Here is a 12,752-nt window from a genome sequence, read left to right as displayed (position 1 = left end):
TTCACCGGTCGCCGCGTCCGCGCCGCAGGGACCTGTCGACGGTCAGCTGCCGGCAGCAGAGCAGGGACCCGCCGACGGCCGGCTGCCGGCAGCAGAGCAGCCGGGATCGCATCCCGGCCCCGCCCCCGCCCCCGCAGTCCCTGTTCCCGCCGAGTCCGTGCCCGCGGGGCCATCGGCCACCGCGCCGGGCCTAGGTGGAGCGCCGATCGGTCCGACCCCCACGCACCCGCCGCACGCTCACAGCGGCCACACCGCAGACCTGCCGCTGGGCTCACCTTCACCAGCTGCCGTGCCTTCGGCAACTGCCGGGCACCCGAGCAGCCCCGTCGCATCGCTCGCGACCGGCTCCCAGGGGCCGGCCGCCCCCCACCCCAACACGCCGATCCCCGCCCACGGGCCCGCCTCTCAGAGCCCTCCCACGCCGCCCCCGCCCACGACCACGCCGCCCCCGCCGCATGCCCATGTGCCCCAGGGCCCGGCCGCGCCGCCCCCACCTGGGCCGACCGCGCCGCATGCCCCCGTGTCCCAGGGTCCGGTCGCGCACCCACAGGGGCCCGCCGTGCCGCAGACCCCAGGCCAACCGCACGCTCCCGCACCGCAGCACCATGTGGGCCCGCACCACGCGTCGATGCCGCCCACTCCGGACACCACGGGACATGTCCAGCTACCGCCCGGCGGACCCGTGACCGTGCCGAGCGCGCCGCCCGCCCAGGGCGCCGCCGACGCCACCTCCACCACGCTCGCCGTGCTGCTCATCGGCCCCGCGGGCGCGGGCAAGACGAGCGTCGCCAGATACTGGGCGGACCAGCGCCGCGTCCCCACCGCGCACATCAGCCTCGACGACGTACGCGAATGGGTCCGCTCCGGCTTCGCGAACCCCCAGTCCGGCTGGAACGACAACTCCGAGGCGCAGTACCGCCTGGCCCGTCGCACCTGCGGCTTCGCCGCACGCAACTTCCTCGCCAACGGCATCTCGTGCATCCTCGACGACGCCGTCTTCCCCGACCGCCCGGTCGTCGGCCTCGGCGGCTGGAAGCGGCACGTCGGTCCCGGACTGCTCCCGGTGGTGCTCCTGCCCGGGCTGGACGTCGTCCTCGAGCGCAACGCCGAGCGCAGCGGCAACCGACGCCTGACGGACGAGGAGGTGGCCCGTATCCACGGCCGGATGGCCGGCTGGTACGGCTCGGGCCTGCCGATCATCGACAACTCCCAGCTCGACGTCCCGGCGACGGCCCGCGTCCTGGACGACGTCCTCGCCCGCTCAATTGCGAGCCCGCCCCAGTGGTGAGCGGGCTCCTGGGCTAGGCCCCGTCCGGCCCCTCGGCGTCGGACTGCACCGCCGTCGTGGGCACATCGGTCGGCCGAATCCCCCGACCGACCCGGACGGCCGCGCACACCGGGCCGCCTCCTGCCCCCGCTCGTACGCTCGAGATATGTCAGAGGTGTACGCGGCCCGCCGGGAGCGGCTGCGGGAGCGGTGTGCCGCGGGCGGCAGCGCGGCCGCGCTCGTGTCCCGCCCCGCCAACGTCCGTTATCTCGCGGGCGCGGCGCCGCACGGCGCCGTACTCCTGCTCAGCAGGAACGAGGACGTCCTGCTGTACGCCGGCCCGCCCGCCGGCCGCCCGGAGGACGAGCGGCCCGACGAGGCGCTGCCCACGCAGGTGCTGCCGGGTACGGACGGCGACCCGGCGGTCGCCGCCGCGGATCTCGCCGCCGGCCACGGCGTCGATTCCCTCGCGCTCGAGGAACACCATCTGACCGTCGCCCGGCACCGCGCGATCGGATCCGTCGTGCCCCGGCTGCGGCTCACGGACCTCGGCGGAGCGGTCGAGCAGCTGCGCCTGGTCAAGGACGAGGAGGAGATCGGCTGTCTGCGGATCGCCGCCGAGATCGCCGACCAGGCCCTGAGCGAGCTGCTGGAGTCCATCCTCGTCGGTCGTACGGAACGCCATCTCGCGCTCGAACTGGAGCGCCGCCTGGTCGACCACGGCGCCGACGGACCGGCCTTCCCCACCTCGGTCGGCACCGGCCCGAACTCCGGCCGCGGCGGTCACCGGCCCACCGACCGGCGCGTCGAGGAGGGAGATTTCCTCTCCGTCTGCCTCGGCGCCGCCTACCGCGGCTACTGCTGCGAGATCGGCCGTACGTTCGTGATCGGCACATCGCCCGCGGACTGGCAGATCGAGCTCTACGACCTGGTCTTCGCCGCTCAGCGGGCGGGCCGTGAGATGCTGGCCCCGGGCGCCGCCTGCCGTGACGTGGACCGCGCGGTACGCCAGGTACTGGACTCCGCCGGTTACGCCGAGAGCCTCGCGCGGCTCACCGGGCACGGGGTGGGGCTGGAAAACGACGAGGACCCGCAGCTCGGTCCCGCGGCCATGGGTAAACTGGACGCTTGCGTGCCGGTCACTGTCGAACCGGGGGTCCACCTCCCGGGCCGGGGTGGTGTCCGGATCGATGACACGCTCGTCGTCCGCCCAGAGGCGGATGGCGGACCCGAGCTACTCACCATCACGACCAAGGAGCTGCTCGCGCTCTAGCGACACCAGGGAAGTTCAGGCACGCACCGCACTTCCCCGGAGCCGCGCCGCGCGTGTCCCCTGGTCGTCACGTCAGTCCAGGAGATTCCGCAACCGTGGCTTCCACGAACGACCTCAAGAACGGCATGGTGCTCAAGCTCGAAGGCGGCCAGCTCTGGTCCGTCGTCGAGTTCCAGCACGTCAAGCCCGGCAAGGGCCCGGCCTTCGTGCGCACCAAGCTCAAGAACGTGCTTTCCGGCAAGGTCGTCGACAAGACGTTCAACGCCGGTGTCAAGGTCGAGACGGCCACCGTCGACAAGCGCGACATGCAGTTCTCGTACATGGACGGCGATTACTTCGTCTTCATGGACATGGAGACCTACGACCAGCTGCACGTCGACCGCAAGGCCGTCGGTGACGCCGCCAACTTCCTCATCGAGGGCTTCACGGCCACCGTCGCGCAGCACGAGGGCGAGGTCCTCTTCGTCGACCTGCCCGCCGCTGTCGAGCTGACCATCGCGGAGACCGAGCCGGGCGTCCAGGGCGACCGCTCCACCGGCGGCACCAAGCCCGCCACACTGGAGACCGGCCACCAGATCCAGGTTCCGCTCTTCATCACCACCGGCGAGAAGATCAAGGTCGACACGCGCACCAGCGACTACCTCGGCCGGGTGAGCAGCTAACCGTGGCTGCCCGTAACACGGCCCGTAAGCGCGCCTTCCAGATCCTCTTCGAGGGCGACCAGCGCGACACCGACGTCCTCACAGTCCTCGCGGACTGGATCCGGCACTCCCGGACCGACACCCGGCAGCCGCCTGTCAGCGAGTACACGATGGAGCTGGTCGAGGGGTACGCGAAGAAGGCGAACCGCATCGACGAGCTGATCGCGCAGTACGCGGTGGGCTGGACGCTCGACCGGATGCCGGTTGTCGACCGCAACATCCTGCGGCTCGGCGCGTACGAGCTGATCTGGGTCGACGGGACGCCGGACGCCGTGGTGCTGGACGAGGCGGTGGAGCTCGCCAAGGAGTTCTCCACGGAGGAGTCCCCGGCCTTCGTCAACGGTCTGCTCGGCCGGCTGAAGGACCTCAAGCCGACGCTGCGCCGAGACGAGGCGTGAGCGAGCCGCCGACTGAGAGCCGACGTCACGCCGGAGGGCCCGCAGCATACGAGCTGCGGGCCCTCCGGCGTTCCCCAGCGCCCTGCAACAGGCAACGCCGGGGCACTCGATGCGGCGCACGGAGTCGCGGCCCCAGCCGCGCGGCGCCTGGCTGTCGGCCGCACGCCGGTCCCTGGCATGTGCGGCAGGGCCTTGGGGGAACCACACGAGGTCGGGGGCACAAAAAGGCCGTCGGGGTAGCCGGAATCCCCATGGTCCCGGCCACCCCGACGGCACGTTTCTGCAGATATGCGTCAGCTGTCCTCGTGGGCGACGGCACGGCGCGCGTCGGCGTCGAGCACGCCCCAGCTGATCAACTGCTCGGTCAGGACCGAGGGGGACTGGTCGTAGATGACGGCGAGGGTGCGCAGATCGTCCTGGCGGATCGACAGCACCTTGCCGTTGTAGTCGCCACGCTGTGACTGGATTGTGGCGGCATACCGCTGGAGGGGGCCCGCCTTCTCGGCCGGGACATGGGCAAGGCGCTCCAGGTCCAGGACGAGCTTCGGCGGCGGCTCCGCGGCACCACCAGGGGTCGTGCCGGGCAGCAGCTCCTGCACCGGCACACCGTAGAAGTCGGCCAACTCGGCGAGGCGCTGCACGGTGACGGCGCGGTCGCCGCGCTCGTAAGAACCGACCACGACCGCCTTCCAGCGTCCCTGGGACTTCTCCTCGACACCGTGTAGGGAAAGGCCCTGCTGGGTGCGGATGGCCCGGAGCTTGGCCCCGAGCTGCTTGGCGTATTCGCTGGACATATAGCTCCCCGGACGCAGACTGGTAACTCACTGTGAGGTTACGCAGCGTTACGGTCCCCCGTCAAGCCGAATGGTACGGACCGACACTTCCGTGGAGCAGGTCATCACGGGTGTGCCAGGGGGTGCGGGGGGTGTGATCAGCGACGTCGGCGGCCTGGTACCGTTGGTGGCGCAAATCCGACGTCCTTTAAGGTCCGTCCCGTGAGGCGGAGAAGGAGGTCCGTTTCGTATGGACGCAAAGACCCACGACAGCGGCTCAGCTGTCGATTCCGATGCCGCCCGCCCCGTTCTCGAGGGCCCGGACATCGCGCGGGTGCTGACCCGCATCGCCCACGAGATCGTCGAACGCGCCAAGGGCGCCGACGACGTGGTGCTCCTCGGCATCCCGACCCGGGGCGTCTTCCTCGCCCAGCGGCTCGCAGCCAAGCTCGAGGAGATCACCGGACGCAAGGTCCCGGTCGGCTCCCTGGACATCACCATGTACCGCGACGACCTGCGCCTGCAGCCGCCGCGGGCGCTGGCACGCACGGAGATCCCCGGTGACGGCATCGACGGCCGCCTGGTGATCCTCCTCGACGACGTGCTCTTCTCGGGCCGCACCATCCGCGCCGCCCTCGACGCGCTGAACGACATCGGCCGTCCACGCGCAGTCCAGCTCGCGGTCCTCGTGGACCGCGGCCACCGCGAACTCCCCATCCGCGCCGACTACGTCGGCAAGAACCTGCCCACGTCGCTGCGGGAGACCGTCAAGGTCCAGCTCGCCGAGGAGGACGGCCGGGACGCCGTGCTGCTCGGTGCCAAGCAGACCTCCCCGGCAGGCCGGCAGTAGCTGCACTCGGCTCTCCGCGCCCGAGTGCGCTCCTGCGCGCCCGCATGCCCGTGTCCGGGGGACACCCCGGGCCCCGTCTCCTGAACTGCCTTACGGAGCCTTTCCAAGATGAAGCGACACCTCATCTCGGCCGCCGACCTCACCCGCGACGACGCCGTACGCATCCTCGACACCGCCGAGGAGATGGCCCGCGTCGCCGACCGGCCGATCAAGAAGCTGCCGACGCTGCGCGGCCGCACCGTCGTCAACCTCTTCTTCGAGGACTCGACCCGCACACGCATCTCCTTCGAGGCCGCCGAGAAGCGCCTCTCCGCCGACGTCATCAACTTCTCCGCCAAGGGCTCGAGCGTGTCCAAGGGCGAGTCGCTCAAGGACACCGCTCAGACGCTGGAGGCCATGGGCGTCGACGCCGTCGTCATCCGGCATGGCGCCTCCGGCGCGCCCTACCGGCTCGCCACCTCCGGCTGGATCGACGCCACCGTGATCAACGCCGGTGACGGCACGCACCAGCACCCCACGCAGGCGCTGCTCGACGCGTTCACCATGCGGCGCCGCCTCATCGGCCGCGACGCCGGTCTCGGCCAGGACCTGAGCGGCAAGCGCATCACGATCGTCGGCGACGTCCTGCACAGCCGGGTCGCCCGCTCCAACGTCGACCTGCTGCACACCCTCGGCGCCGAGGTCACCCTCGTCGCCCCGCCCACGCTGGTGCCGGTCGGCGTCGACCACTGGCCGTGCGAGGTGGCGTACGACCTCGACAGCGTGCTGCCGAAGTCCGACGCCGTGATGATGCTGCGCGTGCAGCGCGAGCGCATGAACGCCGCGTTCTTCCCGACCGAGCGCGAGTACTCGCGGCGGTACGGGCTCGACGGCGACCGCATGGCGAAGATGCCCGAGCACGCCATCGTGATGCACCCGGGACCGATGGTCCGCGGCATGGAGATCACCGCCGAGGTCGCCGACTCGGAGCGCTGCACCGTCGTCGAGCAGGTCGCCAACGGCGTCTCCATCCGCATGGCCGTCCTGTACCTGCTGCTCGGCGGCAACGAACCCGCCGTCACCCACACCCGCACCGAGGAGAAGTAAGAACGATGAGCAAGATCCTGATCCGTGGTGCGAAGGTGCTCGGCGGCGAGCCGCAGGACGTGCTGATCGACGCCGAGACGATCGCCGAGGTCGGTGCCGGTCTGTCCGCTGACGGAGCGGAGGTCGTCGAGGCCGACGGCAAGGTGCTGCTGCCGGGCCTCGTCGACCTGCACACCCATCTGCGCGAGCCCGGCCGCGAGGACTCCGAGACCGTCCTGACCGGAACGCGGGCCGCCGCGAGTGGCGGTTACACCGCCGTGTTCGCCATGGCCAACACCTTCCCGGTCGCCGACACCGCCGGCGTGGTGGAGCAGGTCTACCGGCTCGGCCAGGAGCACGGCTACTGCGACGTGCAGCCCATCGGCGCGGTCACCGTCGGCCTGGAGGGCAAGAAGCTCGCCGAGCTGGGCGCGATGCACGAGTCGGCGGCCGGCGTCACGGTCTTCTCCGACGACGGCAAGTGCGTCCACGACGCCGTGATCATGCGGCGGGCGCTGGAGTACGTGAAGGCGTTCGGGGGCGTCGTCGCGCAGCACGCGCAGGAGCCGCGGCTCACCGAGGGCGCCGAGATGAACGAGGGCGTCGTCTCCGCCGAGCTGGGCCTGGGCGGATGGCCGGCCGTCGCCGAGGAGTCGATCATCGCCCGCGATGTGCTGCTCGCGGACCACGTCGGCTCGCGCGTCCACATCTGCCACCTGTCGACCGCCGGCTCGGTCGAGATCGTCCGCTGGGCCAAGTCCCGCGGCATCGACGTGACCGCCGAGGTCACCCCGCACCACCTGCTCCTCACCGACGAGCTGGTTCGTACGTACAACCCGGTCTACAAGGTCAACCCGCCGCTGCGCACCGAGCGCGACGTGATGGCGCTGCGCGAGGCCCTGGCGGACGGCACGATCGACATCGTCGCCACCGACCACGCCCCGCACCCGCACGAGGACAAGGACTGCGAGTGGGCCGCGGCCGCCATGGGCATGGTCGGCCTCGAGACGGCGCTGTCCGTCGTTCAGCACACGATGGTCGAGACCGGTCTCCTCGACTGGGCGGGCGTCGCCGAGCGCATGTCGTTCAAGCCGGCACGTATCGGCCGCGCAGACGGCCACGGACGGCCCATCTCGGCTGGTGAGCCCGCCAACCTCACGCTGGTCGATACCGCATACCGTGGAGCCGTGGACCCCGCGGGCTTCGCCTCCCGCAGCCGCAACACCCCCTACGAGGGCCGTGAGCTGCCGGGACGCGTCACCCACACGTGGCTGCGGGGCCGGGCCACGCTCGTCGACGGGAAGCTCGCGTGACAGCTCTGACATCTCTGACGTACGCCTCTGCCGCGTACACCGCCGCGGAACAGAAGTCGGCGGAGGTGACCGACTGGGCCGCCCGCATCGGCTGGGTCGTCGGACTGCTGCTCTTCATCGCCCTCGTCTACTGGCTGATGCGCGAGGGCTGGAAGTGGCGCGGCACGCTCCAGGGCGACCTGCCCGAGCTGCCCGGCGCGCCCGCCGAGCCCGGTCCGGCGAAACTGACGATGAGCGGCCGCTACCACGGCTCCACCACGGCCGGACAGTGGCTCGACCGCATCGTGGCGCACGGCCTGGGCACCCGCAGCCGGGTCGAGCTCACGCTGACGGACGCGGGACTGGACGTGGTACGCCCCGGAGCGACCGACTTCTTCGTCCCGGCCGCGCAGCTCCGCGACGCCCGGCTCGACAAGGGCATCGCGGGCAAGGTCCTCGCCGAGGGCGGACTGCTCGTCGTCACCTGGGCCCACGGCGACAAGCTGCTCGACTCCGGATTCCGCTCCGACCGCGCGGCCGAGCACAACGAGTGGGTCGAGGCCTTGAACCAGATGATCAAGAAGACGCAAACGGAAGGCGCACGATGACCACCTCCACAAGGGGAGCCTCGAAGGTTCCCGCCGTACTCGTCCTGGAGGACGGCCGGATCTTCCGCGGCCGTGCCTACGGGGCCGTGGGGGAGACCTTCGGCGAAGCGGTGTTCTCCACCGGCATGACCGGTTACCAGGAGACCCTCACCGACCCGTCGTACCACCGCCAGGTCGTCGTGATGACCGCCCCACACGTCGGCAACACCGGCGTCAACGACGAGGACCCCGAGTCGAAGAAGATCTGGGTCTCCGGCTACGTCGTACGCGACCCCGCGCGCGTGCCGTCCAACTGGCGCGCCAAGCGCTCGCTGGACGAGGAGCTCGCGGCGCAGGGCGTCGTCGGGATCTCCGGCATCGACACCCGGGCCCTGACCCGCCATCTGCGCGAGCGCGGCGCCATGCGCGTCGGCATCTTCTCCGGCGAGGCGATCGCCGACGACGCGCAGCTGCTGGCCCGCGTGCAGGAAGCCCCCCAGATGAAGGGCGCGAACCTCTCCGCCGAGGTCGCCACCACCGAGACGTACGTCGTCCCGGCCATCGGGGAGAAGCGATTCACCGTCGCCGCCGTCGACCTCGGCATCAAGGGCATGACCCCGCACCGCATGGCCGAGCGCGGCATCGAGGTGCATGTGCTGCCCGCCACGGCGACCGCCGAGGACGTCTACGCGGTCAACCCGGACGGCGTGTTCTTCTCCAACGGTCCGGGCGACCCGGCCACCGCCGACCACCCGGTCTCCGTGATGCAGGCGGTGCTGGAGCGCGGCACGCCGCTCTTCGGCATCTGCTTCGGCAACCAGATCCTGGGCCGCGCCCTCGGCTTTGGCACCTACAAGCTGAAGTACGGCCACCGCGGCATCAACCAGCCCGTGCAGGACCGTACGACCGGCAAGGTCGAGGTCACCGCGCACAACCACGGATTCGCCGTCGACGCCCCGCTCGACAAGGTCTCCGACACCCCCTACGGCCGGGCCGAGGTCTCCCACGTGTGCCTCAACGACAACGTGGTGGAGGGGCTGCAGCTCCTCGACCGCCCGGCGTTCAGCGTCCAGTACCACCCCGAAGCGGCAGCCGGTCCGCACGACGCCGCCTACCTGTTCGACCGCTTCGTATCCCTGATGGAGGGCCAGCGTGCCTAAGCGCACCGATATCCAGTCCGTCCTGGTCATCGGCTCCGGCCCGATCGTCATCGGCCAGGCCGCCGAGTTCGACTACTCCGGCACCCAGGCGTGCCGCGTCCTCAAGGCCGAGGGCCTTCGCGTCATCCTCGTCAACTCCAACCCGGCAACGATCATGACCGACCCGGAGATCGCCGACGCCACGTACGTCGAGCCGATCACCCCCGAGTTCGTCGAGAAGATCATCGCCAAGGAGCGCCCAGACGCGCTCCTGCCGACCCTGGGCGGCCAGACGGCCCTCAACACGGCGATCTCGCTGCACGAGGCGGGCACGCTCGACAAGTACGGTGTCGAGCTCATCGGCGCCAACGTCGAGGCGATCAACAAGGGCGAGGACCGCGACCTCTTCAAGGAGGTCGTGGAGGCCGTCCGCGCGAAGATCGGGCACGGCGAGTCCGCCCGCTCGGTCATCTGTCACTCGATGGACGACGTGCTCAAGGGCGTCGAGACGCTCGGCGGCTACCCCGTCGTCGTCCGCCCCTCCTTCACGATGGGCGGCGCCGGCTCCGGCTTCGCGCACGACGAGGAGGAGCTGCGCCGCATCGCCGGCCAGGGCCTGACGCTGTCTCCCACCACCGAGGTGCTCCTGGAGGAGTCCATCCTCGGCTGGAAGGAGTACGAGCTGGAGCTGATGCGCGACAAGCACGACAACGTCGTGGTCGTCTGCTCCATCGAGAACTTCGACCCGATGGGCGTGCACACCGGTGACTCGATCACCGTCGCCCCGGCGATGACGCTCACCGACCGCGAGTACCAGATCCTCCGCGACATCGGCATCGCCGTGATCCGCGAGGTCGGCGTCGACACCGGCGGCTGCAACATCCAGTTCGCGGTGAACCCCGCGGACGGTCGCGTGATCGTCATCGAGATGAACCCGCGCGTGTCCCGGTCCTCGGCCCTGGCGTCCAAGGCCACCGGCTTCCCGATCGCGAAGATCGCCGCCAAGCTGGCCGTCGGCTACACGCTCGACGAGATCCCCAACGACATCACCGAGCAGACCCCGGCCTCCTTCGAGCCGACGCTCGACTACGTGGTGGTCAAGGCTCCGCGGTTCGCGTTCGAGAAGTTCCCGTCCGCCGACTCCACGCTGACCACCACCATGAAGTCGGTCGGCGAGGCGATGGCGATCGGCCGCAACTTCACCGAGGCACTGCAGAAGGCGCTGCGCTCGCTGGAGAAGAAGGGCAGCCAGTTCACGTTCGTCGGCGAGCCCGGCGACAAGGCCGAGCTGCTGCGCGAGGCGGTCCGCCCGACCGACGGCCGCATCAACTCCGTCATGCAGGCCATCCGTGCCGGTGCGACCCGGGAGGAGGTCTTCGAGGCGACGAAGATCGACCCGTGGTTCGTGGACCAGCTCTTCCTGATCAAGGAGATCGCGGACGAGCTGGCCGCCGCCGAGCGGCTCGACCCCGAGCTGCTCGCCGACGCCAAGCGCCACGGCTTCTCCGACGCCCAGATCGCCGAGATCCGCGGCCTGCGCGAGGACGTCGTCCGCGAGGTCCGGCACGCCCTCGGCGTCCGCCCGGTCTACAAGACGGTCGACACCTGCGCCGCCGAGTTCGCCGCGAAGACGCCGTACTTCTACTCCTCCTACGACGAGGAGTCCGAGGTCGCGCCGCGCACCAAGCCCGCGGTGATCATTCTGGGCTCCGGCCCGAACCGCATCGGCCAGGGCATCGAGTTCGACTACTCCTGCGTCCACGCCTCCTTCGCGCTCAGAGACGCGGGCTACGAGACCGTGATGGTCAACTGCAACCCCGAGACCGTCTCGACGGACTACGACACCTCCGACCGCCTGTACTTCGAGCCGCTGACGCTCGAGGACGTGCTGGAGATCGTCCACGCCGAGTCGCTCGCCGGCCCCGTCGCGGGCGTCGTCGTCCAGCTCGGCGGGCAGACCCCGCTGGGCCTGTCGCAGGCGCTCAAGGACAACGGCGTGCCGATCGTGGGCACCTCGCCGGAGGCCATCCACGCGGCCGAGGACCGCGGCGCCTTCGGCCGCGTCCTCGCGGAGGCGGGCCTCCCGGCGCCGAAGCACGGCACCGCCACCACCTTCGCCGGTGCCAAAGCCATCGCCGACGAGATCGGCTATCCGGTCCTGGTGCGGCCGTCGTACGTGCTCGGCGGTCGCGGCATGGAGATCGTCTACGACGAGGCGCGACTCGAGGCGTACATCGCCGAGTCGACCGAGATCAGCCCGACCCGGCCGGTCCTCGTCGACCGCTTCCTCGACGACGCCATCGAGATCGACGTGGACGCGCTGTACGACGGCGAGGAGCTCTACCTCGGCGGCGTCATGGAGCACATCGAAGAGGCCGGTATCCACTCCGGCGACTCGGCGTGCGCGCTGCCCCCGATCACCCTCGGCGGCTTCGACATCAAGCGGCTGCGCGCCTCCACGGAGGCCATCGCCCGAGGTGTCGGGGTGCGCGGACTGATCAACATCCAGTTCGCACTGGCAGGCGACATCCTGTACGTCCTCGAGGCCAACCCGCGTGCCTCGCGCACCGTGCCCTTCACCTCGAAGGCGACCGCGGTGCCGCTGGCGAAGGCAGCCGCCCGTATCTCGCTGGGCGCGACGATCGCCGAGCTGCGGGCCGAGGGCCTGCTCCCGGCGACCGGCGACGGCGGCGAGCTCCCGCTCGACGCGCCGATCTCCGTCAAGGAGGCCGTCATGCCGTGGTCGCGCTTCCGAGACATCCACGGCCGCGGCGTCGACACCGTCCTCGGCCCGGAGATGCGCTCCACGGGCGAGGTCATGGGCATCGACTCGGTGTTCGGCACGGCCTACGCCAAGTCGCAGGCGGGTGCGTACGGCCCGCTGCCGACCAAGGGCCGGGCGTTCGTGTCCGTCGCCAACCGCGACAAGCGGGCCATGATCTTCCCGGCGCGCGAACTCGTCGCCCACGGCTTCGAGCTGCTCGCCACGTCCGGCACGGCCGAGGTCCTCAAGCGCAACGGCATCAACGCGACCGTCGTGCGCAAGCAGAGCGAGGGCGAGGGCCCGAACGGCGAGAAGACCATCGTCCAGATGATCCACGACGGCGAGGTCGACCTGATCGTCAACACCCCGTACGGCACCGGAGGCCGCCTCGACGGCTACGACATCCGTACGGCGGCCGTGGCGCGGTCGGTCCCGTGCCTGACGACGGTCCAGGCGCTCGCCGCGGCCGTCCAGGGCATCGACGCGCTCAACCACGGAGGCGTGGGAGTGCGCTCGCTCCAGGAACACGCAGAGCATCTGACCGCGGCCCGCGACTAGCAGCCCAGGAGGGGGACACCGGAAACGGTGTCCCCCTCTTCGTGAGGCTTCTCAGTCTCTTGAGGCCTCTTCACGAGGCTTCAAG

11 protein-coding genes are annotated in these 12,752 nt (G+C 70.7%); 10 read left to right on the top strand and 1 reads right to left on the bottom strand.

What is annotated here, in order from left to right; genetic code table 11:
• Nucleotides 1-382 precede the first annotated feature (382 nt).
• The 4 genes from H1D24_RS10560 (at nt 383) to nusB (ending at nt 3,639) form a co-directional block, all read left to right on the top strand.
• The gene (locus tag H1D24_RS10560) at nt 383-1,288 is read left to right on the top strand and encodes an AAA family ATPase (RefSeq protein WP_374064215.1); all 906 of its coding nucleotides are present in this window, start codon (nt 383-385) and stop codon (nt 1,286-1,288) included.
• A gap of 145 nt (nt 1,289-1,433) precedes the next feature.
• Nucleotides 1,434-2,540: an aminopeptidase P family protein gene (locus H1D24_RS10555; RefSeq protein ID WP_181657184.1), complete on the top strand. Its 1,107-nt coding sequence runs from the start codon at nt 1,434-1,436 to the stop codon at nt 2,538-2,540.
• A gap of 95 nt (nt 2,541-2,635) precedes the next feature.
• On the top strand, nt 2,636-3,202 hold the full coding sequence (gene efp, locus H1D24_RS10550) for an elongation factor P (RefSeq protein WP_181657183.1): 567 nt from the start codon (nt 2,636-2,638) through the stop codon (nt 3,200-3,202).
• A 2-nt stretch (nt 3,203-3,204) separates the two neighbouring features.
• Nucleotides 3,205-3,639, top strand: a complete 435-nt coding sequence (gene nusB, locus H1D24_RS10545; protein ID WP_181657182.1) for a transcription antitermination factor NusB — start codon at nt 3,205-3,207, stop codon at nt 3,637-3,639.
• A gap of 293 nt (nt 3,640-3,932) precedes the next feature.
• On the opposite strand, the gene bldD is transcribed toward nusB, so the two are convergent.
• On the bottom strand, nt 3,933-4,433 hold the full coding sequence (gene bldD / locus H1D24_RS10540; protein WP_181657181.1) for a transcriptional regulator BldD: 501 nt from the start codon (nt 4,431-4,433) through the stop codon (nt 3,933-3,935).
• A gap of 229 nt (nt 4,434-4,662) precedes the next feature.
• On the opposite strand from bldD, the gene pyrR reads away from it, so the two are divergent.
• The 6 genes from pyrR to carB all read left to right on the top strand — a co-directional run bounded on the left by pyrR (nt 4,663) and on the right by carB (nt 12,667).
• Nucleotides 4,663-5,262 carry a bifunctional pyr operon transcriptional regulator/uracil phosphoribosyltransferase PyrR gene (gene pyrR / locus H1D24_RS10535; protein WP_181657180.1) on the top strand — a complete coding sequence of 200 codons (600 nt, stop codon included), beginning with the start codon at nt 4,663-4,665 and terminating at the stop codon, nt 5,260-5,262.
• 108 nt (nt 5,263-5,370) lie between these two features.
• Nucleotides 5,371-6,348 carry an aspartate carbamoyltransferase catalytic subunit gene (locus H1D24_RS10530; protein WP_181657179.1) on the top strand — a complete coding sequence of 326 codons (978 nt, stop codon included), beginning with the start codon at nt 5,371-5,373 and terminating at the stop codon, nt 6,346-6,348.
• A gap of 5 nt (nt 6,349-6,353) precedes the next feature.
• Nucleotides 6,354-7,640 carry a dihydroorotase gene (locus H1D24_RS10525; RefSeq protein WP_181657178.1) on the top strand — a complete coding sequence of 429 codons (1,287 nt, stop codon included), beginning with the start codon at nt 6,354-6,356 and terminating at the stop codon, nt 7,638-7,640.
• Nucleotides 7,637-8,227 carry a PH-like domain-containing protein gene (locus tag H1D24_RS10520; RefSeq protein WP_374064204.1) on the top strand — a complete coding sequence of 197 codons (591 nt, stop codon included), beginning with the start codon at nt 7,637-7,639 and terminating at the stop codon, nt 8,225-8,227. Before H1D24_RS10525 ends, H1D24_RS10520 begins: the two co-directional genes overlap by 4 nt.
• Nucleotides 8,224-9,366, top strand: coding sequence for a glutamine-hydrolyzing carbamoyl-phosphate synthase small subunit (gene carA, locus H1D24_RS10515; RefSeq protein WP_181657177.1), 1,143 nt, complete (start codon nt 8,224-8,226; stop codon nt 9,364-9,366). Before H1D24_RS10520 ends, carA begins: the two co-directional genes overlap by 4 nt.
• On the top strand, nt 9,359-12,667 hold the full coding sequence (carB, locus tag H1D24_RS10510) for a carbamoyl-phosphate synthase large subunit (protein WP_181657176.1): 3,309 nt from the start codon (nt 9,359-9,361) through the stop codon (nt 12,665-12,667). Before carA ends, carB begins: the two co-directional genes overlap by 8 nt.
• Nucleotides 12,668-12,752: the final 85 nt, after the last annotated feature.

The organism is Streptomyces himalayensis subsp. himalayensis (assembly GCF_013778455.1).
Classification (GTDB): Bacteria; Actinomycetota; Actinomycetes; order Streptomycetales; family Streptomycetaceae; genus Streptomyces; species Streptomyces himalayensis.
The sequence above is the reverse complement of the archived record's forward strand: the minus strand, read 5'-3'. Positions and strand labels throughout refer to the sequence as shown.

Excerpts from the sequence above, each read along its gene's own strand:
- carA (WP_181657177.1), top strand. The coding sequence starts at position 8,224 with ATGACCACCTCCACAAGGGGAGCCTCGAAGGTTCCCGCCGTACTCGTC.
- H1D24_RS10555 (WP_181657184.1), top strand. The coding sequence starts at position 1,434 with ATGTCAGAGGTGTACGCGGCCCGCCGGGAGCGGCTGCGGGAGCGGTGT.
- bldD (WP_181657181.1), bottom strand. The coding sequence starts at position 4,433 with ATGTCCAGCGAATACGCCAAGCAGCTCGGGGCCAAGCTCCGGGCCATC.
- pyrR (WP_181657180.1), top strand. The coding sequence starts at position 4,663 with ATGGACGCAAAGACCCACGACAGCGGCTCAGCTGTCGATTCCGATGCC.
- H1D24_RS10525 (WP_181657178.1), top strand. The coding sequence starts at position 6,354 with ATGAGCAAGATCCTGATCCGTGGTGCGAAGGTGCTCGGCGGCGAGCCG.
- H1D24_RS10530 (WP_181657179.1), top strand. The coding sequence starts at position 5,371 with ATGAAGCGACACCTCATCTCGGCCGCCGACCTCACCCGCGACGACGCC.